General features: G+C 36.7%; 28 protein-coding genes and 1 riboswitch. Of the genes, 12 read left to right on the top strand and 16 right to left on the bottom strand.

All coding sequences use genetic code 11. The features are described 5' to 3' along the window. The first annotated feature begins 131 nt into the window (after positions 1–131). Positions 132–278, top strand: a complete 147-nt coding sequence (locus tag ACFFHF_RS18420) for a hypothetical protein (protein WP_160546788.1) — start codon at positions 132–134, stop codon at positions 276–278. 87 nt (positions 279–365) lie between these two features. Here ACFFHF_RS18420 and ACFFHF_RS18425 read toward each other — a convergent pair whose 3' ends face one another. Both ACFFHF_RS18425 and ACFFHF_RS18430 read right to left on the bottom strand, forming a co-directional pair. Then, entirely contained in the window at positions 366–1,655 is a 1,290-nt protein-coding gene (locus ACFFHF_RS18425; RefSeq protein WP_160546790.1) for an NCS2 family permease, read from the bottom strand. 41 nt (positions 1,656–1,696) lie between these two features. Next, positions 1,697–1,796, bottom strand: a riboswitch (purine riboswitch). Between the two features lie 114 nt (positions 1,797–1,910). Next, entirely contained in the window at positions 1,911–2,576 is a 666-nt protein-coding gene (locus tag ACFFHF_RS18430) for a serine/threonine protein kinase (RefSeq protein WP_160546791.1), read from the bottom strand. A 131-nt stretch (positions 2,577–2,707) separates the two neighbouring features. Between ACFFHF_RS18430 and ACFFHF_RS18435 the strand changes: the two genes are divergently transcribed. From ACFFHF_RS18435 to ACFFHF_RS18450, 4 genes are all read left to right on the top strand, one after another. Next, on the top strand, positions 2,708–2,914 hold the full coding sequence (locus ACFFHF_RS18435) for a hypothetical protein (RefSeq protein ID WP_160546793.1): 207 nt from the start codon (positions 2,708–2,710) through the stop codon (positions 2,912–2,914). 323 nt (positions 2,915–3,237) lie between these two features. After that, entirely contained in the window at positions 3,238–3,669 is a 432-nt protein-coding gene (locus tag ACFFHF_RS18440) for a DUF2383 domain-containing protein (protein WP_160546794.1), read from the top strand. Between the two features lie 291 nt (positions 3,670–3,960). After that, entirely contained in the window at positions 3,961–4,899 is a 939-nt protein-coding gene (locus ACFFHF_RS18445) for a sporulation protein (protein ID WP_377058790.1), read from the top strand. Positions 4,900–5,405: 506 nt separating this feature from the next. Continuing rightward, positions 5,406–5,804, top strand: coding sequence for a sporulation protein (locus tag ACFFHF_RS18450; protein WP_160546796.1), 399 nt, complete (start codon positions 5,406–5,408; stop codon positions 5,802–5,804). A gap of 26 nt (positions 5,805–5,830) precedes the next feature. Here ACFFHF_RS18450 and yoyE read toward each other — a convergent pair whose 3' ends face one another. After that, entirely contained in the window at positions 5,831–5,959 is a 129-nt protein-coding gene (yoyE, locus tag ACFFHF_RS18455; RefSeq protein WP_276131208.1) for a protein YoyE, read from the bottom strand. A 123-nt stretch (positions 5,960–6,082) separates the two neighbouring features. After that, on the bottom strand, positions 6,083–7,066 hold the full coding sequence (locus ACFFHF_RS18460; protein ID WP_377058791.1) for a ketoacyl-ACP synthase III: 984 nt from the start codon (positions 7,064–7,066) through the stop codon (positions 6,083–6,085). Positions 7,067–7,248: 182 nt separating this feature from the next. Here ACFFHF_RS18460 and map point away from each other — a divergent pair, with 182 nt between their 5' ends. Further along, a complete protein-coding gene (gene map / locus ACFFHF_RS18465; RefSeq protein WP_377058792.1) occupies positions 7,249–7,992 on the top strand; it encodes a type I methionyl aminopeptidase in 744 nt (247 codons plus the stop codon). Between the two features lie 62 nt (positions 7,993–8,054). Here the strand turns inward: map and ACFFHF_RS18470 are convergent, their stop codons facing one another. The 6 genes from ACFFHF_RS18470 to ACFFHF_RS18495 form a co-directional block, all read right to left on the bottom strand. Then, positions 8,055–9,023, bottom strand: coding sequence for a carbohydrate kinase family protein (locus ACFFHF_RS18470; protein ID WP_160546801.1), 969 nt, complete (start codon positions 9,021–9,023; stop codon positions 8,055–8,057). A gap of 14 nt (positions 9,024–9,037) precedes the next feature. Then, complete coding sequence (locus tag ACFFHF_RS18475) at positions 9,038–10,516, bottom strand: glycoside hydrolase family 32 protein (RefSeq protein ID WP_160546802.1); 1,479 nt, start codon at positions 10,514–10,516, stop codon at positions 9,038–9,040. A 67-nt stretch (positions 10,517–10,583) separates the two neighbouring features. Beyond that, positions 10,584–12,032 (bottom strand): sucrose-specific PTS transporter subunit IIBC, encoded by a 1,449-nt coding sequence (locus ACFFHF_RS18480; protein WP_160546804.1) that lies wholly within the window; start codon positions 12,030–12,032, stop codon positions 10,584–10,586. A 144-nt stretch (positions 12,033–12,176) separates the two neighbouring features. Next, positions 12,177–13,172: a substrate-binding domain-containing protein gene (locus ACFFHF_RS18485; protein ID WP_160546805.1), complete on the bottom strand. Its 996-nt coding sequence runs from the start codon at positions 13,170–13,172 to the stop codon at positions 12,177–12,179. 106 nt (positions 13,173–13,278) lie between these two features. After that, entirely contained in the window at positions 13,279–14,055 is a 777-nt protein-coding gene (locus ACFFHF_RS18490) for a CPBP family intramembrane glutamic endopeptidase (protein WP_340903925.1), read from the bottom strand. Positions 14,056–14,240: 185 nt separating this feature from the next. Then, positions 14,241–15,695 carry a glycoside hydrolase family 1 protein gene (locus ACFFHF_RS18495; RefSeq protein ID WP_377058793.1) on the bottom strand — a complete coding sequence of 485 codons (1,455 nt, stop codon included), beginning with the start codon at positions 15,693–15,695 and terminating at the stop codon, positions 14,241–14,243. Between the two features lie 203 nt (positions 15,696–15,898). On the opposite strand from ACFFHF_RS18495, the gene ACFFHF_RS18500 reads away from it, so the two are divergent. Together ACFFHF_RS18500 and ACFFHF_RS18505 are read left to right on the top strand one after the other, a co-directional pair. Then, entirely contained in the window at positions 15,899–16,621 is a 723-nt protein-coding gene (locus ACFFHF_RS18500) for a MurR/RpiR family transcriptional regulator (RefSeq protein ID WP_160546809.1), read from the top strand. A gap of 107 nt (positions 16,622–16,728) precedes the next feature. Then, entirely contained in the window at positions 16,729–17,334 is a 606-nt protein-coding gene (locus ACFFHF_RS18505; protein ID WP_160546811.1) for a LysE family translocator, read from the top strand. An 18-nt stretch (positions 17,335–17,352) separates the two neighbouring features. Here ACFFHF_RS18505 and ACFFHF_RS18510 read toward each other — a convergent pair whose 3' ends face one another. From ACFFHF_RS18510 to ACFFHF_RS18530, 5 genes are all read right to left on the bottom strand, one after another. Next, on the bottom strand, positions 17,353–17,955 hold the full coding sequence (locus ACFFHF_RS18510) for a DUF6944 family repetitive protein (RefSeq protein WP_160546812.1): 603 nt from the start codon (positions 17,953–17,955) through the stop codon (positions 17,353–17,355). A gap of 120 nt (positions 17,956–18,075) precedes the next feature. Then, complete coding sequence (locus ACFFHF_RS18515) at positions 18,076–18,240, bottom strand: Fur-regulated basic protein FbpA (RefSeq protein ID WP_160546814.1); 165 nt, start codon at positions 18,238–18,240, stop codon at positions 18,076–18,078. 183 nt (positions 18,241–18,423) lie between these two features. Next, entirely contained in the window at positions 18,424–18,609 is a 186-nt protein-coding gene (locus ACFFHF_RS18520; RefSeq protein WP_160546815.1) for a DUF2292 domain-containing protein, read from the bottom strand. Continuing rightward, complete coding sequence (locus ACFFHF_RS18525) at positions 18,587–19,042, bottom strand: Rrf2 family transcriptional regulator (protein WP_160546817.1); 456 nt, start codon at positions 19,040–19,042, stop codon at positions 18,587–18,589. The genes ACFFHF_RS18520 and ACFFHF_RS18525 overlap by 23 nt, the downstream gene beginning before the upstream one ends. A 149-nt stretch (positions 19,043–19,191) precedes the next feature. Then, positions 19,192–20,079, bottom strand: coding sequence for a sulfite exporter TauE/SafE family protein (locus ACFFHF_RS18530; RefSeq protein WP_377058794.1), 888 nt, complete (start codon positions 20,077–20,079; stop codon positions 19,192–19,194). A gap of 216 nt (positions 20,080–20,295) precedes the next feature. On the opposite strand from ACFFHF_RS18530, the gene ACFFHF_RS18535 reads away from it, so the two are divergent. From ACFFHF_RS18535 to ACFFHF_RS18550, 4 genes are all read left to right on the top strand, one after another. Further along, positions 20,296–21,264 (top strand): zinc-binding dehydrogenase, encoded by a 969-nt coding sequence (locus ACFFHF_RS18535; protein ID WP_160546820.1) that lies wholly within the window; start codon positions 20,296–20,298, stop codon positions 21,262–21,264. 171 nt (positions 21,265–21,435) lie between these two features. Next, positions 21,436–22,338 (top strand): EamA family transporter, encoded by a 903-nt coding sequence (locus ACFFHF_RS18540; RefSeq protein WP_160546822.1) that lies wholly within the window; start codon positions 21,436–21,438, stop codon positions 22,336–22,338. Positions 22,339–22,436: 98 nt separating this feature from the next. Then, positions 22,437–22,745: a PadR family transcriptional regulator gene (locus tag ACFFHF_RS18545; protein ID WP_377058795.1), complete on the top strand. Its 309-nt coding sequence runs from the start codon at positions 22,437–22,439 to the stop codon at positions 22,743–22,745. A 13-nt stretch (positions 22,746–22,758) separates the two neighbouring features. After that, positions 22,759–23,937 (top strand): chromate transporter, encoded by a 1,179-nt coding sequence (locus ACFFHF_RS18550; RefSeq protein ID WP_377058796.1) that lies wholly within the window; start codon positions 22,759–22,761, stop codon positions 23,935–23,937. 72 nt (positions 23,938–24,009) lie between these two features. On the opposite strand, the gene ACFFHF_RS18555 is transcribed toward ACFFHF_RS18550, so the two are convergent. Further along, positions 24,010–25,017 (bottom strand): DUF3231 family protein, encoded by a 1,008-nt coding sequence (locus ACFFHF_RS18555; RefSeq protein WP_160546826.1) that lies wholly within the window; start codon positions 25,015–25,017, stop codon positions 24,010–24,012. Between the last annotated feature and the right edge of the window lie 26 nt (positions 25,018–25,043).

Consider the following 25,043-nt stretch of genomic DNA (forward strand, 5'->3'; position numbering starts at 1 on the left):
AGTGTTTATTCACAGTTTAACCTAAAGAAACGTCTTTAATGTATAGACTTATAAAAGACTCCTTAACAGAATAGGAAGGAAAAATTCAGGAACAATATAATGAAGAAACATCGCATAAGGGGGCCAAATAAATGAATGAAAATAAAAATCAACAAAACTTATCGGTAACCAATGACAACCAAGAATTACAAAATAAAAAGGATATGAACTCAGATCAAAACGTCTCCGCTCAAAAAGATGGTTTCAGATATGATTACGATGATTCTTCAGATGTGTAAATGTATAATTAATTGTTAATTAGAAAAAGGACGTTAGACCATAAGTCAACGTCCTTTTCTTGATGCTAAGAAACTCATTTTTTAAGATTAATGGGAAGGAAAGAAAATCATTTGCAAAATAAAGATCGCTCCAAAAACATACAAAATAGGATGAACTTCTTTACCTTTGCCACTTACCAATTTCATTAATGGGTACGTAATAAATCCAATGGAGATTCCCGTCGCAATACTTGCTGTTAATGGCATCGTGAGAATGATAGCAAACGCAGGAAAAGCTTCATCAAAAGTCTTCCAGTTGATTTTTGATAACCCCTCCATCATATAACAGCCAACGATAATTAATGTAGGAGCTGTTATCGCAGGTAATGATGAAATAGCTGAGACGATTGGTGAAAAGAATAATGCCAAGAAAAACAGAATAGCTACTACGATTGAAGTCAAACCGGAACGACCACCAGCAGCCACTCCAGTTGATGATTCAATATATGCACTTGATGGACTAGTTCCTAACGTTGACCCTACAGTTGTTGCTACAGCATCTGCCATCAGTGCAGATTTTACTTTTGGTAGATTTCCATTTTTCATCAGTCCAGCTTGTTCTGCTACTCCAATCATCGTTCCAGTTGTATCAAAAATCGTAACGAGTAAAAAGGCAAAAACAACCGTATACAATCCGTTGGTGAAAACACCCAAGATATCAATGTCAAAAAAGACAATTGGTGGTGGAGTGGCAACCACTCCATCAAATTTTAAGTCACCTGTAAAGTAACCAATTACAGCTGTTACAAGCATTCCAATAAACAATGCACCATTTACTTTACGTGCAATCAGAATAAGAGTTACGAACAATCCGACGATAGATAAAATCGTTACCGGTTGATGAAGATCCCCAAAAGCTACTAAATTACCTGGATTCGCAACGACAATTCCCGCCATTTTTAATCCAATAAAAGCGATAAAAAGGCCAATTCCTGATGTAATCCCATATTTTAAAGAATCTGGAATGGAATGTATTAATGTTTCTCGCAACTTCGTAAAAGATAATAATAGAAATAACACACCTGCTAAAAACACAGTTCCAAAAACAACTTGATAACTGATTCCATGAACAGCTACTACACTTGTGAAATAAGCATTCATCCCCATCCCTGGAGCAATAGCGATTGGATATTTAGCAAATAAAGCCATGATCAACGTACCGATAACGGCTGAGGCAATCGTCGCCACAAACACTTGATTAAAAGGTACTCCTGCCGCTGAAAGAATCGCAGGGTTTACAAAAATGATATACACCATCGTTAAAAAAGTAGTGATTCCAGCGAGAATCTCTGTTTTTACATTTGTTCCTAATTCCTTTAACTGAAAAAAGCGTTCCATAAATCCTCCTAAGAAATAAAAATTCCTAACTATAAATGGGTAGACTTGTCCTACCCATTCGTAGTTAGGAATTAACGGTTCCTAGTAGAGACTCTTAGACCATATTTCTAAGAATATACGAATGAAATATCACAACAAAATGTATTATATACGAACTTTTAACATTCGTAAACATTTATTGTTCGTATTTTACTCGTATTTCATAAACTTTTCTTTTAAACTTTCTCAAAAAAAAGAGAAAGTTCACACTTCCTCCTAAAACCACTTCAACTTCAAGACATCCTTAAAGAATTCTTCAATGCTGGTTGTTTGTCTATTGTTATAGCTCTTCCTAACGGTTTCTAACAACCATGTTGGAATGGATTTTCCATCTATTAAACGGTAATACTCCTCGTATCCTCTTTTTAAATGCTCCCAGCGACCGTCATCTCCAGGTAATAAATATTCAGAGACATCGATGATTTTCACATTGTCACCTTGCAATAGTATATTTTTCAGATGAATATCACGAGGATTCAAACCCTTCTTTCTTGCGTAAGCTCTTGCTTTATCCACCTCTTGAATCACTTGTGATGGAATATGAATTCCTTGCTGGAGACAATTATAAAGGGTAATGCCGGACTCATAACTTACGACTAGATACCGGTCTTTGGCTTCATAGAAAGTCGAAAAATAAGGAGAAGTTCCAAGTTTTTCATACACCTTTGCTTCCATCTGGACTTTTTCTAATTTATCATCAGCAAACAGTTTATATGCGTAGGCTGGCCCATGAATATATTGAAAAACAGCTGCATCCGTACCAATACCAATACACTTCAATTCTTTTACATTCCCATGAATCGAAACGGGTTGATTATTTGGATTCGAAGAAATAGTTATATGGGACAGGAGCTTATCAACAATTTCAAATTCTTTTTCCATATACAGCCACCTATCTATCTTGAAATCTACTTAGTTAGGGTATCACAATCATTCAAGTTAATAAAATATTATGACCTGTCATATAATGGACAACCCATTAATAGGTATTTATTATCCTGGAGGTGGTTGGAGTGAACGAAAATAAAAAGTTAGCCATTGAGCTTGCAAAAGCATTAATTCAAAATAGCCATGTGCAGCCAAGGTTCAGTCACACACGAAACAATGACATCGGTGATGAACACTCGATTGAATATTTCATTGGAGATTCTCGTTATTCATTTACTGACATTGTCTCCCATTATTTAGACAATATCGAACGCATTAAAAAGTGGAGCTAGTCTCCGTTCCCTTACTAAAATATATTCTCAAAAAGCACACACATTCGTTGATACGGATAACTTATCCTTTTTAGGAAAGGCTGTTTTTGTAAAGATTGTTGTTAAAATCTAAAAGCCGATTTTAACGTGGAAATAGCTATTTTGTGCTTAAGAATTTAGTTTGCAGGCTCTTTTCTTATTAAATTCATGCTATTTTCTGCTGGAATTTAGCAAAATTTTAAAAATTAGGTTCCAAAAAGCAACAAAGTTTAAGAAAAGAGCCTTAGAAAAAAACGAATATTTCAAGAGGAACTCCTAAAAATAGAATGAAAGGATGTGCTTTTATGAAAAATGAGACCGTAATTGCAGAGCTAAATGCACTTTTAAAGGGTACGTATATGGGGATTCGCTCGATGGAACATTATATTGAAAAGGTCGCTGACGAGGAATTAAGAAGACATTTTCAATCAATGCAACAGGAAACCAAACACAATGCCCAAATACTTGCCGAGCGGATTCAAAATTTAAGTGGTGTACCAGCTGATAGTGAAGGAATAACGGGAGCCATGCAAGGTTATTTGCATCGAATGATGCTCTCAGAGGACCCTAAAGACATCCTTGAGGATGCCATAAAAGGTGTAGATGATTATGGTGTACACTATTCCGAAGAACTTGTAAGAGGAGATTTAGATCCTGAAAGCAAACAAATCGTTGAAGAAGTGATTGATACCAATCGTAGGCATGCTGACTTTTTAAGACAATTACTACCACAATAGACCATCTTAGTTAGGAGATGGTCTTTTAGTTTTAGATGAACTCCAATTTTCTCCGAACTTCCACTTATAGTTCCTGTAATATTTTTTTTGCTGCAATCGCAGTATTTCTATCATCGCTAGGATGAAGATTTATTCCCTTTTTGATTATGCTAATCAATGTATATTTTTTATAAATTAATGAAACTAATTTATTTTTCTAACGTATGTACATTACAAAGAATTAATACATTGATAAATGTTTATATATTGGACAATGTATTACATACATATTTTTAAATAAAAAGGAGAATAATGATGTTCAAAAAAATACTAGCTCGTTTTGGAAAAGGTGCTGCAAACGTTGATTTACGATTTGAAAACCGTCCATATACTCCAGGTGAAACAGTTGATGGAGAAATTAGTATTCAAGGAGGAGAAGTTGAGCAAAATATAAATTCATTAGCTGTTCGACTAATGATGAGCGTAAGAACTTCACAAGGTACAGCGGATCGGGAAGTTAGTAGCATAAGGTTAAATACAGCTAATCGTATACTACCGAAAGAACAACAGATAGTTGCTTTTTCATTCCCACTACCTACTAATTTAGCTATTACAAGAAACATCGTCTCCTATTATTTTGACACAGAATTAGACATTGAAGGTGGAGTGGACCGCTCAGATGTTGATCGTTTAACGGTTGATTTTCCAGCAAATATTCAAAATCTCTTCCGTGTACTCAGTAGTTTAGGGTTTCGAGAAAAGCATGAATCTGGAAAGTTAGATCAATATGGCCAAGAGTTTGCTTTCTTTCCAACTGAATTCTTGAATGGCTCTGTAAATGAGGTAGAATTCCGATTTGCTCAAGAAGAGAATGGGCTATATGTATGGATGGAAGTCGATTGCCGAAATGGCTTCCATGAGATTGAAGCAAAACGTGAGTTCTTTTTGGAAGAAGCACTCTTACTTGATGAACAAAAACTCACAAATATCCTTAAACAGTACTTGGCTGAAGCAAGCGAACGTCCTCATTCTTATTCTCAACCATTCTCCTATTCAACCCCTGGCGGCTACCGCCCACGTTCATCTAATCCAATGGGTGGAATGATCGGAGGTTTAGCTATGGGAGTTTTTGGCGGTCTTCTTTTAAGTGAATTGATGGGAAGTGCAGTTGAGGCGATGGGCTTTGATGATGAGATGGAAGAAGTTGAGGATTTTGATCTTGGAGATATCTTTGGAGGAGACGAAGACTAAAATAAATCCTATTGACGCGAATTAAGTTAATATATTATTATATTTATACAGTCTTCGAGTTACGACTGTACAATAAGTTATATACTCCAAAGGGGAGTAGCTAACAGTTATGTCGACATTACGTGATTACAATCACCGGCTTAACTGGCAACGTCATTGTTGTTTGCGAGACCTTTGCCATTCGGTAAAGGATCATTTCTTACTTCATCCAACCTTTACCATATTTGGTAGAGGTTTTTTATTTTTAAGGAGGAGAAAAACGATCTAAATCCAACCATCACCTACTAATATAAACTTTATAATAGAGGAGAAGAAAGTTTAGTTGGACAGTGATTCACACAGGAGTATTTTTATTTTACTAACGCTATTTATTACAATAAAACTTTATGTACTTTCAATATTGACCTTGGAAACATATTCGCCACCTAGATTTATAGCTTTACAATCTAATACTGAAAATATAAATACTCAAATAATTAGTTTATCCATAAAATGGAGGGTATCAATTGTTTAATATATTTACTACTCTACTAAAAGCCGGTGCACCTACTGTTGACCTTAAAATTAATCAGACATCTGCTCAAATCGGTGAGACAATAACTGGTTGTTTTAATCTTCATGGAGGACGTAAAACTCAAAAGGTTAAGAGGCTTGAATGTAGTTTAGTTAAAACGTACGATGATGGAAGCTTCGATACGGTTGAAGAAGTGACAACGATTTTAATGTCAGAGCAATTAAGTGAAAATGAAACGCTTAAATTCCCTTTCACTTTTGTGATAACTGATAAATTCCAACCAACCACTAGCAATATTACCTATCGATTCCATACAAATCTTGTCTACTCAGATAACCTGACAAGTAAAGATCATGATGAATTGGTTATTCTTACTAAAAGTAGCAGTTGATTAATATTGGGGAGGCAATTGCCTCCCTACGTATTTTTTCTACCTTTTGCAGAATTTTCTTTTGCATGCGCTTCGTGTTCAGCAACGATAGCTTCAGCAGGAATATGATTATTTTTTTTCGGACGATTCGCTTGTGCACGATGTTTTTTTCCCATATTGGTCCCTCCATGCTACTTTAATTTTTATTAAGCATGTGCTCAAATAGGATTGGATATCCTACACCATATCTTCCCTCAATAAAACTAAAGCATTCATTTAAATTTGATAGGAAAATCATGCTAAACTGTCCATTCCAATAACACCCCGGCGTGAGTTAATCCTCCACCGAATCCGTACAACAAAATTTTATCCCCACGTTTTATTTTCCCCTCCGTTACCCCTTTATCCAATGCAAGTGGAATCGTTGCTGCAGAGGTATTCCCGTATTCCACTAAGCTTTTTAGTGTTTTTTCTATCGGAAATTGGCTTCTTTCACAAATGGACTCAATGATTCTAAGATTCGCACTGTGTGGTATAAACCAATCAACTTCTTGTAAGCTTATTTGTGTCTTTTCTAATACCGACAACATCCCTTTTGGAACCGTATTAACAGCCCATTTATATACTTCTCGCCCATTTTGTGTAATGTTTCCTGTTGTCGTTAGGCTTTCTCCGTTTATACTCTCAGATAAATCTGTACAGTATAAGTTCTTCCCTAATTCCCCTTGTGAACCTAAATGAGAGGAGAGGAAACTAGGGTACTGTTCATTATATTCCACAAGAACCGCTCCCCCACCATCACCAAATAAAACGCAAGTGGTTCTATCAGTAAAATCAGTTATCTTTGACATCGTTTCTGCACCAATAACCAAAACCTTTTTATTCAATCCAGCAGTAACTAAACCATTGGCAACGTGTAAACCATAGGTAAACCCTGCGCATGCTGCATTCAGATCAATTGCTCCGGTATGAGGAATTCCTAGTTTAGCTTGGACTAATGCAGCGACACTTGGAGTTTTGAAATCTGGAGTCATGGTACATACAATGATCATATCTACATCATGTACAGACTTGTTATTTTTTTCGATTAAATTTTCTACCGCTTTTACACAAATATCACTTGTAAACTCTTGTTCGCTTGCCATTCTTCTTTCCTTTATACCCGTTCGTTTGATGATCCATTCATCGTTAGTGTCAACCATCCGTTCTAGATCTTCATTCGTTAGTATTTTCTCTGGTACATATGAACCTACGGCAGTGATTTGTGCTCTAGAATTGTTCATTCCTTCACCTCATAAACATATTTATATCCATTATAACTAACTATTAGTATCTGGTGCTAACAATATGTAGTTTTAGAGAACTTTTTTCATCACCTTTTCTCGATTAGTAAAAGTGGATTTTCCCGCAAGAAAAGGGTATTCTAGAACAATCGAACTTTTATTTAATTTGAAGGGGATTTATTATGATTGCAAAAACAGAAGAAGATTTTAATGGATTGAAGGAAATCGGGAGAATCGTTTCCTTGATTCGTGAGGAATTGGTAAAAAAGACGGTTCCAGGGATTACTACTCAAGAGCTTGATGATATGGCTGGTATTCTTTTTGAAGAGCACGGAGCTATTTCTGCACCTAAGGGTGAATATAACTTTCCTGGTTATACTTGCATAAGCGTGAATGAAGAAGTGGCACATGGTATTCCCGGAAAACGTGTGATACAAGAAGGAGATATTGTTAATATTGATGTATCCGGCTCCAAAAATGGTTACTTCGCCGATACAGGTATTTCCTTTGTTGTTGGTGAGGGAGACCCTATTCTTACGAAGATTTGTGAAACAGCAAAAGAAGCATTCGAAATGGGCTTGAAGAAAGCAAAACCTGGCTCAAAGAAAAGTGGACTCGGAAAAGCAGTAATGTCTGTAGCCCGAAAGAATGGATTAACAGTTATTAAAAATCTAACTGGTCATGGTATCGGACGGAGAATTCATGAAGCCCCAGATCATATTTATAATTACAATGAAACCTGGGATGATGAACTATTAAAAGATGGTATGGTTATCGCTTTTGAACCATTCATCTCCACCCAAGAAGAGGAGGTGTTCCAAAACGAAGGTGATGACTGGACATACGTGACAGAAAAAAGTTTTGTTGCTCAATGTGAGCATACCATCATTCTTACTAAAAATGGACCGATCGTCATTACTCGATAAATTGATGTGTTTAATCACAGTTCAAAAAGGAGCTTGCTATATCCACAGCAAGCTCCTATTCGCTATTTATTGATCAATTTATTAATATTCTCTATTGTAGGAAGGGCAGAAATCGCTCCCTTGCCTTCTGTCGTTAACGCCCCACTTGCATTCGCAAATGTAAGAAACTCCTCTGCTTTTGTCTCTAGCAGTTGTTCCAATTCTTCCATACTGGCGTTATTTTCTAAAAGCTTGTATAAAAAGCCCCCAATAAAAGCATCTCCAGCACCTGTTGTATCCTGAACATCTGCCTTAAACCCATGAGATTCATACTTTTTACCATTTACATAAAGTTCTGCACCGCTGGCACCTTTTGTATAAATGATCGCTTTTACCTCTCCTTGAAACAGAGAAGTAAGGGCTTTTTGTTCGTCAGCTATTCCTGTTATGAATTCGAGCTCTTCATCCGAAATTTTGACGATATGTGCCTCTGGAATAAATGCCAGAATAGTATGTTTACAATCTTCTGCATCCTTCCATAGAGGAAGTCTAACATTCGGGTCAAAGCTAACAAGGCCGCCTTTTGCTTTCATCGCTCGAATCGCTTTCGTATGCGCCTGCTTCATTGGGCTTTCAACTAAGTCAACCGAACAAAAGTGGAGAATGTCTCCCTTATTAAACCACTCTTCATCAATTTCTGATTCATCTAAAAGTAAATCAGCTGATGGATTACGGTAAAAAGAAAAATCCCTCTCCCCGTCAAGTCGAAGAGATACAAAGGCAAGACCTGTATTGGCCTCTGTCGTTCGGCTAACTTTATCTGTCTCTACACCGGCTTCTTCCAACTTCTCTACTAAAAAATCGCCAAACGCATCTACTCCGAGCTTAGTAATCATTGAAGAGGATCCACCATATTTGGCTACGGCTGCCGCTACGTTTGCCGGAGCTCCACCTGGTGCACGTTCAAAAGAGACTACATCCTTTAATGCTTTACCTTTTTCCAAAGGGATAAAATCAATTAATACTTCTCCGATAGAAAATAACTTCCCCATTTCCCTACCTCTTTCTACTGATTTGTTTGTAATTCCCATTTTTTCGCCTGAAAAGAAACCTTCCCTCCTGTAGCAAAAAAGCGAATTCCCTGACTCTCTTGACTAGGAAAGATTCTACTTGTAAAAACTTCTTCTCCATCATTTACAAAAATCTCAACTGAAGACACATCAACAAACATCTGAAGCTTAATTTTCTTGCTGTCCAGCGCACATTTTCTCACTGTCCCATAAGACGTAGCAAAAGATATACCAGAATGTGTCCGATCGAGGACTAGCTTCTTTTCTATCGTATCATAAGTAATGATCGTTTTTTCATTTTTTCCTGTTCGAAATTCAATCCCAAAGGTCTTAGCATCATGGTTTTGAAATTCAGTGGTTAGCTCGTAAGTAGTGCCGGTGAACCCAACGTAAGATTCACCTTCATCCTGTAGGATATCTTCTATACCTTTTTCATTTTTTCTTAACTCTTGTAGTTCTTTTACTGGATTTTGAAGTAGTTTCCCGTTTTTTTCGGTTAACTCTCTTGGTAAGGATAGACAATGAGCCCAACCATCCGCATCCGTGGGATAGTCGATTTCTGGAAGACCCACCCATCCAACTAAAATCCGTCTCCCCTTTTGATCTTCCATCGTTTGTGGTGCGTAGAAATCAAAGCCACGATCCAGTTCTTGAAACTTCCCGTGGGAAAATAAACCATTCTCCACATCAAGCGGATTCCCTATCAAGTATCCAGATTGATAGATATTTTGATACAAATCACCGTCTGGAGCAATTCCTTGTGGTGAAAAAACTAGAATGCCTCGATCTCCCAATTCAAAATAATCAGGGCATTCCCACATATAACCGAAGGGGGGAAGCTCTGTTTTCATTTCACCTTTAAAAGACCAACTCAATAAATCATTTGATTGATAAAGGACTATACACCCTGTTTCATTTGATCTTTGAGCCCCGATCACCATAAAAAACTGATCGTCTTTTTTCCATATTTTCGGATCACGAAAATGATCGGTATATCCTTCTGGCACCTCAGATATAACCGGAGGAAGCTTTGATATTTCCCCCTCTCGATTCATCACGGCTAAACATTGATAGGGATTCCTTCCCCAATCATTATCACGCGTGTTTCCCGTATAAAGTAAATACAGCTTCCCCTCATGTTCGATGGCACTCCCTGAGTATGCTCCATGACTATCAAAATAGTCACCTGGCTTGATCCCAATTCCAGCATCTTCCCAGTTCACCAAATCCTTTGATTTCACATGATACCAATATTTCAACCCGTGAACCGGTCCTAGAGGGAACCACTGATAAAATAAATGGTATTCTCCGTTAAAGTAGGAAAAACCGTTTGGATCGTTTAACAATCCTGTTTTCGGTTGTATATGGAAAGTTTGTCTCCATAAAGAATGATTCACTCTTCGTTCCAACTCAAATAATTCTTCCTGACTTACTTCTTCCAACCTTCGATATCTTCGTTCTCTTGTCCATTCCATGTTAGTATTCTCCTTATGCAAACAGAGGGGAATCAAAATTTGATTCTCCCTCCTCATTTTTAAATCTTTAAGCTGCTTTACGACCGTTTTTTTCTTTTTCTTTCATTTCCTCACGCTTTCCTAATACAAATGTCATAGCAAAGGCTACTGCAAAGGCAATTGCCATTCCGATAATATAAGAGATAATGGATCCAGGCTTAATAGAGATAATACCTGGAAGACCCGCCGCACCAAGAGCAACAGCTTTTACTTTAAATAGCGTCACAAACGCTGCTCCAACTGCTGACCCGATAATGGCACCGATAAATGGAAAACGCAGTTTTAAATTCACTCCAAACATAGCTGGCTCCGTAATACCCAGTAATGCTGAGATACCTGCTGCTGAAGCCACACCCTTTGTTTTGGCATTTTTCGTAATTAATAGGACTGCTAGTGTTGACGCACCTTGAGCAATATTTGACATGGCAGCAATAACGAAGATAAAAGAACCGCCTGTTTTAGCCATATCTGCTAGCAATTGCGTTTCTACTGCAATAAAACTGTGGTGCATACCTGTGATTACAATTGGCGCATAAAGTAGTCCAAAGATTGCTCCCCCGATAAAACCAGTCGTGTCATACAACCAAATTAAGCCGTCTGTTAGTAAGTTCCCTGCCGAACGTGTAATCGGTCCAACTGCTGTGAAAGTTAAAAGTCCTGTAACAAATATAGTTAATAATGGTGTTAATAAGTTATCTAATGCAGATGGAATGACTTTTCGTAAACCGTTTTCAATCTTTGCTAAAATAAACGATGCTGCAAGAACTGGTAAAACACTTCCTTGATAACCGACCTTTTCGATTTCTAATCCAAAAATATTCCAAACCGGAATCGTCCCATTTAACAAAGCATCTCCGTAACCATACCCATTCAATAAGTCTGGGTGCACCATCAGCATTCCAAGAGCTGCTCCTAAATACTGATTCCCACCAAAACGTTTGGTGGCTGAAAATCCAATTAAAATCGGTAAGAAAACAAAAGCAGCATTTGCAAAAGTGTTTATTAGTGCGGCTAAATCAGCGAGTTCAGGCTTTGCTTCCACAAGCGACTTTCCCGCAATAAATAAGTCTTGAGCCGTTAATAGATTGTTAATCCCCATTAATAAACCACCGGCTACAATCGCTGGAATAATAGGTACGAATATATCAGAAAGCATCTTTACAAAACGTTGAAGCGGATTCATTTTCTTTGATCCAGCATCCTTTACGTCGCTCGTAGACATTTCTTCTATATTTGTTAACCTAGTAAACTCTTTATATACTTCATTTACCGTTCCGGATCCAAGGATAATCTGATACTGACCTCCCGTTGAGAACGTTCCCTTTACTACATCCATTTCTTCAAGAACATTTGTATTTACTAAGCTTTCATCCTCTAAAACTAGTCGAAGTCTTGTCGCACAATGTGCAGCAGCTGACACATTTTCCTTGCCACCAATAGCTTTAAGGATTTCTTCAGCAATTAATGAATAATTCATTGGTATTTCCTCCTTATTATTCTATCGTGGAACCGATTCCAAACTTTGTTAAAAAATTATCCACCTGTGGAACCGGTTCCTTTTTTAAGTATTATATCACCGGTTCCTAGACTTGTTGGTTTGGAACCGGTTCCGATGAGTTGATTATAATTCATACTTTATGAAACTGTCAACGCTTCCACGAGAAATTAATTCAAAATTTGTGTAGGTAATTTTTTCTATTTGTTCCCCTTCAATTAATTTAAGCATTTTTTTCGCTGCTATTTTCCCCGCATGTTTAAATTCATATTTAACAGTCGTAAGGCTTGGATGAATGTACTCTGTAACCTCATATCCCCCAAACCCAGTAACAGATAAATCCTTTGGTATATTTAACCCCTTTATAAAGGCTGCTTTACAGGCACCAAGAGCAATATTATCTGTCGCACAAACGATAATCGATGGCTGAAAATCTTCAATAATTCGTGTGGCTTGATCAAGAGCCTCACCCATACCAAACCCTGTTTCATAATATTTGACTTCACACTCATCAATACCTGATACTGCATCTTTAAAGCCATCTCTCCGTTGCACACCAACAGAAATATCCTTCGGAGTTACACCTAAATATGCTATTTTTCTATGACCTTTCTCCAAAACATGTTTTCCCATTATTTTTGCTGCTTCGTAATCTTGATGAATAATACTATATACTTCATCATGCTGTTGACCTACTAGAAGAATCGGAATATCAATTTTTTCAAAAGCTTCTAGATGCTGATCAGTTATTTTAGTAGCTAACAAAATAATGCCTGCTACCTTTTGTCTTGCAAAGCTATAAAGACTCTCAATTTCTCTTTCTTCATCTTGACTTGTATTGGAAATGACCATTTGGCATCCAGCTTCTCTGAGTTGTTCGTCAATCCCAATGAGCGTTCTTGCAGAAGCAAAAGAATCTAATCGCGGAACAACCGTTCCAATAATACTCGTTCTCTTTGCTTTTAAGCTTTGAGCAAACGTATTCGGAACATACCCCGTCTCGTTTATCACTCTCTCTATTTTCAGTTTTGTCGCATCTCCAATCGACCCACCGTTCAAGTAACGTGAAACGGTACTTTTCGCCACACCAGCGATACGAGCAATATCTGCAATTGTTGTCATATTGTCACTCCGTTTTGAGTTCTTCTATGTAATCTTACCAAATCCAATAACAACAAAAAACCTAAAATAATCTTTCCTACTTTTTTCAAAATAATTCCCCCATAAATTAAAGAATAAAACCACTAGACACCATGCCTATATTGAACACGATATGAAAAATAATAGATGGGTAAAGGCTATTTGTTTTTAAAACTATCACTCCATAGAAAAATCCTCCTAATGAAAAGAAGAGACAAAGAATAAATGGAATGCCAATAATCAGATGCATTAGTCCAAATCCAATACTTGTAACAATCAGTGCATAAGAAGCCGAAACATATTTAACTAAGGATGATAATAAAATCCCCCTCCATATCCATTCTTCTAGTGTAGCGTTAATAAGAGAAAATAAAATACAAAAAACAATGAATGAATTACTTATAAGCAGATCTTTTTGTAAAACAAATGGGAGAAACGCTGCTCCAGAAGATACAACCACGACAACCAATAAATTGGAGAGCTTTATCGTGTGAAAGGGTAATTTAATCACTTGACTCCACCGAGGATGGTGATGGTAAAAAAAGAACTCCTTTTTACTTAATCGATGAAAAATGTATAAGCCCGTTACAATTATCAAAAGTAGACTACGGTTTAATATAATTCTTGTCTCTTTCTGAAAATCATATTGGCCAATCTCATTATTGATTAACTGGTAAATCATTAAACTAACAAGAAAACATATAAAAATGGAAGCTAAAAACCGGAAATTAGTATTCTTCATAACTATCAATAACAGCAATAATACTGTTCCAGCCCAAAGCCACATTCCATACGAGATAACAATAATTCCTATTAGAAATAAAACTGCCATTACATTGGTTTTTTGATTTAATAGAAATGTCATAATTACTCCTTTGGGTTAATTGATTCACTTTCTATCATACCATTTTATTCCTTTTTAAAAATGAAAAACAGTAATATTATGGGCAAAGTAGAAAGCAATGGCTCGATGCTATAAATGTGTTTGACTCCAAAACTAGAAAAAAGACATCTCAAAATTGAGATGCCTTCCTAAAATATAATATGTTTTTATAGTTCTTCCCCATTGGAAGCAATCACATTTTTATACCAATCAAACGATTTCTTCTTGCTTCTTGCTAATGTACCATTGCCATAATCGTCTTGGTCTACGTAGATGAAACCATAGCGTTTAGACATTTCTGATGTACCTGCACTAATTAAATCAATACAGCCCCAGCTTGTGTAACCAATAAGATTTACGCCCTCTTTAATAGCTTCTTTCATTTGTTCAATATGTGCACGCATATAATCAATACGGTAATCATCGTTGATAGAACCATCTTCTTCTACTTTATCGTAAGCGCCTAGACCATTCTCAACAATAAATAAAGGTACTTGGTAGCGATCGTACATTTTCTTTAATGTGATACGTAAGCCTTTAGGATCGATTTGCCATCCCCAATCCGAAGACTCTAAGTAAGGATTTTTCACTCCGCTAAAGAAGTTTCCTTTTTCCTTTTTCTTACCTGGTGCCCCACTAGCAACCATAGACATGTAGTAGCTGAATGATAGGAAGTCTACAGTATGTTGTAATAAAATTTCTTCGTCTCCAGGAAGCATGTTAATTTTAATATCATTTTCTTCAAAATAGCTCAACATATAGCTTGGATAATATCCACGAACTTGAACATCAGTGAAGAATAAGTTCATTTGATCTTCTTTTTGTGCTTCTAACACATCATCTGGACTACATGTTTCAGGATATACTTCCATACGAGCTAACATACATCCAATCATAGCTTCAGGAATAATTTCATGACATGCTTTAACCGCTCTTGCACTAGCAACAAATTGATGATGTAGAGCTTGATATACCGTTTGTTCTTTATGCTCCACTTCGTCAATTAAGATTCCGCTTCCGATATACGGAGAAAGTGTAGAGATATTGATCTCATTAAAAGTTAACCAGTATTTTACTTTTCCTTTATAACGGTTGAATACCGTTTCAGCATAATTTACAAATAAATCAACTACACGACGATCTGCCCAACCATTGTAATTTTGTACTAAGCTAAGTGGAATTTCGTAATGTGATAAAGTGACAAGTGGCTCAATTCCATACTTTAATAACTCATCAAATACCTTGTCATAGAAAGCTAGTCCTTCTTCATTTGGCTCTCTATCATCACCGTTTGGAAATATACGAGGCCAAGAGATAGACATACGGAATGTTTTAAAGCCCATTTCTGCAAACAAAGCAATATCTTCTTTATAACGATGGTAAAAGTCGATTCCACGACGCTTAGGGAAGTTATCTCCGCCTTTACCTGCTAAAAGATCTTCTAGTTCTTTTTTGCTTTTCACGTCCATTTCGATCTCATTACCACGTTCTTCTTTTGGAACAAATTGAACCATGTCAAAGATGGATAATCCTTTACCACCTTCGTTATATGCTCCTTCTAATTGGTTTGCAGCCGTAGCTCCACCCCATAAAAACCCATCTGGGAATTGATTGTTTTTCATGATTGTTCCTCCTAGTATTTTCTCTAAAATGACTTTAGTTAGTCTATAGGAATATAGTAATTTTAATTCGTCTGATAGTAAATATTTGTGGAGTATCTAGTTTTTAATAACAACGGTTGTTATACGTTACAAAGTTGTAACACTATGTTACATTAATAAAAGTATGATTAAAGAGCAGCGATTTTTAAGGAGTGGTTCCTTTTATGTTTACAAATGAGGTCATTAAATCATTCAATGAATTAGAAACATCTATATATAATTATGTTTGCCAAAATGGTGAGAAAGTTGCCTATATGAGAATACGTGAATTAGCCGATGAAACACATGTATCCACAGCTACCATATTACGTTTTTGCCGTAAACTTAATTGCGAAGGTTTTTCAGAATTTAAAGTTAAGCTTAAAATGCATCTGGGTGAAGAGAAAAAAACAACACTAAAGTATTCAGACCATTCAGTAGTTGAGTTTTTCGAGCGGACATTAAATGGAGATTTAGAAGAAAAAATTATAGAGGCAGCAAAACTAATTGCAGAAGCCGATCATGTTCTTTTTATCGGGAGTGGAAGCTCAGGTATTGTTGCTGAATATGGAGCCAGATACTTCTCTAGTTTGGGTAAATTTTCCCTTTATATAAAGGACCCTTTCTTACAGCTTCATTCCAAACACCATGATAAAAGCGTGACGATCGCGTTATCCGTGTCAGGTGAAAACTATTTTACAATTGAACACTTGAACCAATTAAAACAAGAAGGAAGTACAATTATTAGCATCACTAATAACACACGTTCAACAATTGCCAAAATATCTGATGTAAACATTGCCTATTACGTGACGGAAGAGATTTATGAAAAAGCCAATATTACCACTCAAGTGCCCGTCGTTTATATTCTAGAATCTCTTGCACGTGAGGTACATAGACAAAGCTAGAACATTTCTTTAGTCTGGTAGATTGCTAACACATTAGTAGACTCTCTTGAGAGATTTTCTTTTTCTATGTTTTAATATGTAAAAAAGAAAATTGAAGGAGTAGTACGATGTTTTTCTACATTTGCATGTCTCTATCTATCATTCTTATACCTGGTCCCGATATGATATTTGTCCTTACACAAAGTATTTCATCAGGTATAAAAGCAGGAGTCCGTACGATTTTAGGTTCCTTAACTGGAACCTTTATTCATACCTTGCTTGCTGCGTTTGGCTTGTCCATCATCGTTCAAAAATCACCATTTATCTTTGAAGTAATTAAGTATGTAGGAGCTGTTTATTTACTATTCTTAGCCATTCAATCTTTTCGTGAAAAAAGTCAACCAACTCAATTAGAACCAGAAGGTGCACAACTAAAAGGCTTCTTTAGAAAAGGTTTTATCACCAATATCGCTAACCCCAAAATGCCCATTTTCTTTTTGACCTTTTTACCACAATTTGTGCATATAGGTACAGGTGATGAATCATTTCAAATCTTTTTCTTAGGGATGATCTTCATTATTGAAACCTTTATTGTCTTTTTTGTTGTGTCATTATTCTCTTCCCGATTAAGGGACAAGTTGAGTGGAAACCCTTTGGTATCTAACATTATAAATTACTTTAAGGGAACGATTTTTGCTGGGTTGGGGATAAAATTACTTCTTTTAAGTAGGTAGAGAAGAACTTACGGGGTGTTAAGGAGAAGGAACACCCCGTTTGCTTTCTTCCGGAAGAGTACCCAATACCGAAATTACTGAACCAACTGCTTGAATCCAACTTCCAGTAAAGATAATTATATCACCAGGCGAATCTGAATTAGATTCAGATACTGATTCAGACTCTTCCTTATCTCTTAAGTTAATAGACCCTCCAATTGCTTGAAGCGAATTCCCTGTAGATTGGAGTAGGTTCCCGTATATATTGTAAATTTGCCCAGGAGCGGACGGGTCCTCAAATTCCTCCCCTAATGCTACACCGCCCCCTAATGCTTGTAATAAATTACCCGTGATCACTAATTTTTCTTCCGTTACTTCTTCTACATCCAAAAGAAGGCCAGCAACAACCGTACTGTTTCCTATTGCTTGAATCTCATTACCTAGTTTCTCGAGTGAGGGGGTTATTTGCCCATCTGCTTGAAGTGCATTGCCCGTCCCTTGAAGTGTATTACCAACAATATCTAAGCTTTTGTATAGTTCTGTGATTCTAGTGGACTGTGTAGGTATACTAGCTATCGCTGAAAGTATTGTCCCTATTGCGGTTATTACCGCTCCAAATATTTCTTTAACCTGATCGTCCATAACAAACTCCTTAATATTGTATGTTAAATTATATTCAACTCTTTTAGGCGTGTTACCCATGACCAGTCACTAACGAATGAACTTATAAAAAATAGACCTTCGCTAAACGAAGGTCCACACTTATTCTTTACGATCTCGGTTCCACTTTTTATACTCTAATTCTAAGTCTGTAAGTGTTAACTCAAACAAATGTCGCTCGTTCTTCTTGTAGATTCCTGCTTTGATTAAGTAATTAATTAAATAATTCTTTCTTTTTTCTACTGCTGATCTTAATTGTTTTGACATCCTCTATACCTCCAGTTTAGTTTATTCATTTACCAACAAGTCTTACTACTGTACTTTTGGAAAACCAAACTGAAATTTTTATATTCTGGATAAAATAAAAAGCCCCCTTAGAAACGGTCCATGTTCATGAACTGTTAACTAACAGGAGCCTTCGGTTGTCCGATCGGCATGTATTTATTTTTGTTATCTAGCATGTTTTTGTTGTGTTTTTCCTTTTGCTTGTAAAGGTAAACGGTGTTTTTCTATTTTGTCGATTTGAGTCACTTGAGAGTCATGTACAGTTATTTGAACCGTCCCATATTCTAGGTTCTCGAGTAAAACCTTCACTTTTTCTAGTACTTGCTCATCAATTTGTCCTTTTGAAAGCAAGAAAATCATCCCCTTTGTTCAAAGTTAATCGATTCTCCAATAAATCCTCTAAAGTTGCTTGATCCAACACATACGCGATGGTATCTCTTACAAGCGACCAGAGCGGTTTCAGTTGACATGAAGGCTCTAATTGACAGGGTTCGTATTTCGTAATGGATGCACATCCCATAGGAGAAAGTGGTCCCTCTAACACCCGAATGACTTCACCAATGTTTATGTCCCTTGTCTCGCGTTTTAGGATATATCCGCCATTTGTCCCTCTTTTACTTTCTAAATACCCTAATTTTTTTAGCTTTAATAAAATTTGTTCTAAGTAACTTACAGTAACTAAAGTTTTATCTGAAATTTCTTGAATCGATATTACTCTTCCGTGATGTTCCCCAAGAACAAGTAATGCTCTTAGCGCATATTCTCCCTTACTTGAAACCTTCATTTGTTTTCCCCCTATTTTCCCCTCATTCAGTTATTCGAAAAGTCGAGTATTCTAGTCAACATTTTAACATAAAAAATTAATTGTTGAGTAAATCAGTCGACTTTTGCATATAAAATGAATTACTTTGTGATCTTTAGGGGGGTTCGGACTTAATTTAATACTTCACTTGCATTCGTATTTGTATTTTTGATTTTTATTACGATATATACAATAGAAGCTATCCAAATACCAGCAATACCTGTGTAAACAAACGGATAAACACTTGTTTGGTCAATCCATGTGGTTACAAGAGTTCTAGAATTAACTAGGATAATAAATCCGCCTACAAATACACCCATTAATTGAGCATGGATTTTTTGTACTAACCAGGCAGCAATCGGTGCAGCAATTAATCCACCAATCATTAAAGCTCCTACCCATAACCAATTTACTTGTTCCCAACCAAGCGAGATTAAAAATCCAAGCGTAGCAGATACGGCAATGGCAAATTCACTTGTATCCACTGTACCAACTACTTTACGTGCACTGATTCCTTTTTGAGATAGTAAAACAGGCGTTGCAATGGGACCCCAGCCTCCTCCACCAGTTGCATCAGCAAAACCTGCGATCAATCCTAGTGGAATGGATTTTTTTCTTGATAATCCAATATTATTTTTCTGTTCTCCAACTTTAAACATAAATAAGAATCTAGCTAAAACATATACCCCTAGGGCAAGTAAAAAAATAGAAATATAGGGTTTTGCAAGATCACCAGGAATATTACTCAAAAATGTAGCACCTAAAAATGCTCCAATTGATCCAGGTATGACGAGTCTGACTACGGTTTGCTTATCAACATTCCCAAATTTAATGTGTGAAGCTCCAGATGCAGCTGTTGTTACCACTTCTGCTAAATGAACCGATGCGGATGCAACTGCTGGTGCAATTCCAAAAGCAAGTAACATGGATGAGGATGTCACCCCGTACGCCATTCCTAATGCGCCGTCTATTAGTTGAGCAAATAAACCAATAAACGCAAATACAATAAACTTTTTCATTTCATAGCCTCCAAACTTCTCAAGTAACTTTGTTTCTATACTATAATCCATATTATCCCTACCTGTAAACTAGGAATTTAAAAAATAATTAAAATTTTTTAATAACAATCTTTTGTTTGTTAAAAAGAACCTAATCGGTTTTTAAGTCCTACTTGATGGAATATCTTTACACTAGGTGAATTTTTATTTAGATCGATTGATTTAGGAGGGATTTACATGCAGGCAGTTGTTTGTTCAAAGTATGGGAATTCTGAAGCACTTTCATTAAAAGAGGTGGATAAACCTATTCCTAAAGAAAAGGAAGTGTTAGTGAAAATACATGCCTCTTCCGTTAATTATGGGAATCTCGTCCTTTTAAAAGGCGAACCGTATTTGGCTCGATTGGCTTTTGGTTTATTTAAACCCAAATACTCCATACCTGGAGGCGATATTGCAGGTGAAGTTGAATCAATAGGCACTGGAGTAAAACAATTTCAACTAGGTGAGGAGGTGTTCGGTGATTTATCTGCATACGGCTGGGGTGGATTTGCAGATTATGTTTGTGTTCCTGAAGATGCTCTTGCACTAAAACCGAAAAATATATCATTTGAGGAAGCAGCAGCGGTTCCTATGGCTGCAGTTACTGCTTTGCAAGCACTTCGGAATAAAGGGAACATTCAACCTGGACAAAAAGTTTTGATATATGGAGCATCTGGTGGTGTCGGAACATTTGCTGTGCAAATCGCAAAATCCCTTGGTGCTGAAGTGACAGGGGTGTGCAGCACAAGAAATATAGACATTTTACTCTCAATTGGTGCTGACCATGTCATCGATTATCAGAAAGAGAATTTCTCCCAAACACAGGAAAAGTATGACTTGATTTTAGGTGTAAATGGAAGCCAGCCCTTATCCGTTTATAAGAGATCATTGAATCCAAATGGCATCTTTCTTCACGTCGGAGGATCAGGAGAACAGTTATTTCAAACCATGCTACAAGCACCATGGACATCGATCATAGGAAAGAAGAAAGTTAGAAATATACTTCAGAGAGCTAATCAAAAAGACTTAATCTATGTGAAACAATTACTGGAATCAGGTCAAGTGAAGCCAATTATCGATAGAACATATAAATTAAGTGAGATTACTGATGCTTTCGATTATTTCTCAGAAGGTCATGCTCAAGGTAAAGTCGTGATCACCGTTTGATATGAATGATAAAAACTTATTTCCTCAAACTCTAAAAAATAGAAGTACTCCCTTGTCATATTCCCTATGTAAAAAGTATAATTTTGTTAACTCAAAGAACCCATTTTTATTGTTTTCTGGAAACTAAAACAATAAAGATGGGTTCTTTATATTTTTAGGAGGGGTTAGATTTTGTATCGCTTGGTTTTATATTCATTTTATGTTTTTCTAGGAGCCTGTTCGTTCGGTATTTTGTCAACGATTGTGAAATTGGCTTACAAAGAAGGGTTTAGTTTTCGAGAAGTAACAGCCGGACAATATGGATTTGGATGGGGAATTATGCTTATCCTAATGATTATTTTCTCTAGACAAAAAGTTAGTTTGAAACAGTTTATACGTTTGGCGGCAGTTGGCGCCTGCACGGCACTGACTGGCGTTTTTTACTACTATTCCTTACAAACTATTCCAGCCTCTATAGCGATCATTTTACTTTTTCAATTCACGTGGATGGGAATATTGATTCATTCAATAGCAACCAAAAAATGGCCATCTAAATCCACTCTTCTATCTCTCATTTTCTTAATATCAGGCACTATTTTAGCAGGTGGAATGGTTGGAGGCAATGTCAAGGAAATAGATATATTAGGAATGATTTTTGGTCTACTTGCTGCTTTTATGATGTCCTTATTTATATTATTAAGTGGCAAAGTGGAAACTCAACTCCCTTTAATTACTCGTAGTTTCTACATATCTACTGGGGGTTTATTAGTACTACTAACCATTTTCACACCTAAAGTGTTGTTTTCTTCATTCGGAGACGATATATGGTTTTATAGCTTCCTTTTAGGTGCCTTCGGAACAGTTATTCCCATAGTTCTCTTTTCCCTAGGAGCCCCTAAGATAAGTCCGGCTCTTGCTAGTATCCTTAGTGCTGGAGAACTCCCAGTAGCTGTAATCGCTTCTGTATGGGTACTTCAAGAACAGGTAACCTGGGTGCAATGGTTAGGTGTTTTGATTATTTTGTCAGGCATTGCTTATCCACAAATCGTAACCTATCAAGCAACAAAACACTCCAACCATGTAAAGGTTTTGTAAATAATGTGTGTTATAAGTAGAAATACTAGGGATTAATGGTATAATCGATTTCGAAAGTCAATATCGGTTTCCTATATTGGTAATTTGGAGGTGAATCTTTGGAAGACAAGGTATTGAGGAAACTATTTCTAGGCTTTATTCACATTCATATTTTGCATCATGCCAAGGAAAAACCAATCTTTGGTGTGTGGATGCTAGAGGAACTAAAAGAACATGGCTACAACATAAGTTCTGGTACTCTCTACCCTATTCTTCACTCCATGGAAGAAGATGGATTGTTATCAAAGGAAGAGAAAAACGTTGAAGGGAAAATACGAAAGTATTATTCAACAACCGATAAAGGCATTCACATTTTAAATGAGGCTAGAATTAAGGCATATGAATTATTTAAAGAAATAAAAGATTAGCTTTTGAGGTGATATGGTGAATCAACTGAAATCATTATTGGAAATTCTTATTGTGTCTACCAAATTAGGATTAACATCCTTTGGCGGTCCAATTGCCCATTTAGGTTATTTCCACAATGAGTATATTCGCAAAAGAAAGTGGTTAGATGAAAAAAGTTACGCTGATTTAGTCGCACTATGTCAATTCCTCCCAGGTCCAGCTAGTAGCCAAGTCGGGATTGGAATTGGTGTCATGAGAGCTGGAGTTCTTGGAGGAATTGTCTCATTTATCGGTTTTACTCTCCCCTCGGTTGTTGCCCTTATGGTATTTGCTCTTTTACTTCGTGGATTTGAAGTAGGTGAAGCGGGTTGGATACACGGATTAAAAATTGTTGCTGTTACAGTCGTTGCACATGCAATCTTAGGTATGGCAAGCAATTTAACTCCTGATATGAAAAGAAAAGCAATTGCACTATTTGCACTAATTGTAACACTCCTTTGGCAAACAGCCTTCACTCAGGTTGGAGTGATCGTCATTGCAGGGATTCTCGGATTTTTCCTTTACAGACAGCAAACAGATACACATGAACAAAACATGAATTTTCCAATAAGTCGTCGTTTTGGAGTCATTTCTTTATTAGTATTTTTCAGCCTTTTACTATTGCTACCAATTTTAAGAGAGGCCACATCACTTCATTGGGTAGCTTTATTTGATAGTTTTTATCGATCAGGTTCTTTAGTTTTCGGTGGCGGACACGTAGTATTACCATTACTAGAACGTGAATTTGTTCCGACTGGAATGTTAACGGAAGAAGCATTTTTAGCTGGTTATGGCGCTACTCAAGCCGTACCTGGTCCCCTCTTTACCTTTGCTGCTTATTTAGGAACAGTCATAAGCGGTTGGCAAGGTGGGTTATTAGCGACAGTTGCCATCTTCTTACCTGCATTTCTTCTTGTGTTGGGAGCCCTACCCTTCTGGGATACTATACGCCGTAATCCTAAAATAAAAGGGGCATTAATGGGGGTAAATGCGGCGGTGGTAGGCATTCTAATATCCGCCTTCTATCAACCTATTTGGACCAGTTCCATTTTAGCACCAATTGATTTTGCATTTGCTGCGATTTTATTCAGTATGCTCGTATACTGGAAGCTCCCTCCATGGATTATTGTACTAACTGGTGTGATCGGCGGAGCACTCATGACACTTATATAATGATTGAAAAAAGTAGTAAAGAATACTACCAATTAAAAGACCAAATGTATCATCCTCCTACATTTGGTCTTTTTATTCCCCATTTATTAATTTCTCTCGATTGTCCGATTGAGGTGGTTCCTCTAACCAACCATGTTTGATCATAATATTCGCTCCATCCTCTGCATAGAGGGCGATCTCAGGTATAAGGGATGCATATTTTAACCCTAAATCTCTACGAGGACTCCCAGACATGGATGCACCATAATTTCCTATACCAGCCGCAATCATACCAGAAACGTGAAACATCATTAGTTTCTCTGAAAAAACAGGTATGGTCGAATCCGACAGAGCGGTATCCCATGTCATTGGGGCAGGTAAATCTTCCTTTTTTAGAATGTCACTAAAAATATCGATATGCTTTTGCGCAATTCGTTTTCCTCTTATAAAGTAATCTTTTACCTCTCTTGATTGAGCTGTTTGAGCAAAACCTGTAATTAACGTTTTTCCTATGGCATTTGTTTGGATATTATTAAACAACATCGTAATTTCTTGTGCCAAAAGTGCCCTTTTTTCTCCTAAAAATCCAGTTAAAAAGCTTTGTCTTTCAATAAAATCAACTTTATCTGGAGTAGAAATAAAGGGTGGTCGGACATAAGTCCCTTGCTTTAGCATTAAATCTCGTGTTAAATCTTGTAAGCCAACTGCTTTTTTCAGAACACTTTTAAAAAAGGTTACCACTTCTGGCCTAGTGACCAAACCTAGTGAAACTCCTCCTGCCGTCATCCCAAGGACAGACATATTTCTTAAGTACATTAAGAAATATGTATCCGAGAAAAGTCTCGGTGCGTTTACGTGTACATCTTTTTCAGTAAAACCCATCGGGACGGGAAAGCTTTCTTTTGTAAATAGCTCCTTTAAAAAGGTGATATTTTGTTTTGAAGCGTTTAGAGCATATTCAATTACGGTTTTGACTTCCATATCTTCTACCTTTTCTAAAAAATAACTATTTACACAAATGGAAGCTGTGTCGTTAATATATTGAGTCCATAACATCGCCATTTCAGCGGCCGTCAACCGAATTTTTGTCTTATCATCCATTCCATATAACACCCTTTAAGTTGTGT

It is taken from the genome of Robertmurraya beringensis, from assembly GCF_042433785.1.
GTDB lineage: Bacteria > Bacillota > Bacilli > Bacillales > Cytobacillaceae > Robertmurraya_A > Robertmurraya_A beringensis.

What these genes read in the sequence shown, in the direction of transcription:
- yoyE (WP_276131208.1), bottom strand. Translation starts at nt 5,959, where the DNA reads ATGGGAAAAAAACATCGTGCACAAGCGAATCGTCCGAAAAAAAATAAT.
- ACFFHF_RS18460 (WP_377058791.1), bottom strand. Translation starts at nt 7,066, where the DNA reads ATGAACAATTCTAGAGCACAAATCACTGCCGTAGGTTCATATGTACCA.
- ACFFHF_RS18485 (WP_160546805.1), bottom strand. Translation starts at nt 13,172, where the DNA reads ATGACAACAATTGCAGATATTGCTCGTATCGCTGGTGTGGCGAAAAGT.
- ACFFHF_RS18475 (WP_160546802.1), bottom strand. Translation starts at nt 10,516, where the DNA reads ATGGAATGGACAAGAGAACGAAGATATCGAAGGTTGGAAGAAGTAAGT.
- ACFFHF_RS18550 (WP_377058796.1), top strand. Translation starts at nt 22,759, where the DNA reads ATGGTGAATCAACTGAAATCATTATTGGAAATTCTTATTGTGTCTACC.
- ACFFHF_RS18505 (WP_160546811.1), top strand. Translation starts at nt 16,729, where the DNA reads ATGTTTTTCTACATTTGCATGTCTCTATCTATCATTCTTATACCTGGT.
- ACFFHF_RS18510 (WP_160546812.1), bottom strand. Translation starts at nt 17,955, where the DNA reads ATGGACGATCAGGTTAAAGAAATATTTGGAGCGGTAATAACCGCAATA.
- ACFFHF_RS18470 (WP_160546801.1), bottom strand. Translation starts at nt 9,023, where the DNA reads ATGGGGAAGTTATTTTCTATCGGAGAAGTATTAATTGATTTTATCCCT.
- ACFFHF_RS18515 (WP_160546814.1), bottom strand. Translation starts at nt 18,240, where the DNA reads ATGTCAAAACAATTAAGATCAGCAGTAGAAAAAAGAAAGAATTATTTA.
- ACFFHF_RS18500 (WP_160546809.1), top strand. Translation starts at nt 15,899, where the DNA reads ATGTTTACAAATGAGGTCATTAAATCATTCAATGAATTAGAAACATCT.
- ACFFHF_RS18535 (WP_160546820.1), top strand. Translation starts at nt 20,296, where the DNA reads ATGCAGGCAGTTGTTTGTTCAAAGTATGGGAATTCTGAAGCACTTTCA.
- ACFFHF_RS18430 (WP_160546791.1), bottom strand. Translation starts at nt 2,576, where the DNA reads ATGGAAAAAGAATTTGAAATTGTTGATAAGCTCCTGTCCCATATAACT.
- ACFFHF_RS18525 (WP_160546817.1), bottom strand. Translation starts at nt 19,042, where the DNA reads ATGAAGGTTTCAAGTAAGGGAGAATATGCGCTAAGAGCATTACTTGTT.
- ACFFHF_RS18495 (WP_377058793.1), bottom strand. Translation starts at nt 15,695, where the DNA reads ATGAAAAACAATCAATTCCCAGATGGGTTTTTATGGGGTGGAGCTACG.
- ACFFHF_RS18440 (WP_160546794.1), top strand. Translation starts at nt 3,238, where the DNA reads ATGAAAAATGAGACCGTAATTGCAGAGCTAAATGCACTTTTAAAGGGT.
- map (WP_377058792.1), top strand. Translation starts at nt 7,249, where the DNA reads ATGATTGCAAAAACAGAAGAAGATTTTAATGGATTGAAGGAAATCGGG.
- ACFFHF_RS18445 (WP_377058790.1), top strand. Translation starts at nt 3,961, where the DNA reads ATGATGTTCAAAAAAATACTAGCTCGTTTTGGAAAAGGTGCTGCAAAC.
- ACFFHF_RS18480 (WP_160546804.1), bottom strand. Translation starts at nt 12,032, where the DNA reads ATGAATTATTCATTAATTGCTGAAGAAATCCTTAAAGCTATTGGTGGC.
- ACFFHF_RS18555 (WP_160546826.1), bottom strand. Translation starts at nt 25,017, where the DNA reads ATGGATGATAAGACAAAAATTCGGTTGACGGCCGCTGAAATGGCGATG.
- ACFFHF_RS18425 (WP_160546790.1), bottom strand. Translation starts at nt 1,655, where the DNA reads ATGGAACGCTTTTTTCAGTTAAAGGAATTAGGAACAAATGTAAAAACA.
- ACFFHF_RS18420 (WP_160546788.1), top strand. Translation starts at nt 132, where the DNA reads ATGAATGAAAATAAAAATCAACAAAACTTATCGGTAACCAATGACAAC.
- ACFFHF_RS18490 (WP_340903925.1), bottom strand. Translation starts at nt 14,055, where the DNA reads ATGACATTTCTATTAAATCAAAAAACCAATGTAATGGCAGTTTTATTT.
- ACFFHF_RS18530 (WP_377058794.1), bottom strand. Translation starts at nt 20,079, where the DNA reads ATGAAAAAGTTTATTGTATTTGCGTTTATTGGTTTATTTGCTCAACTA.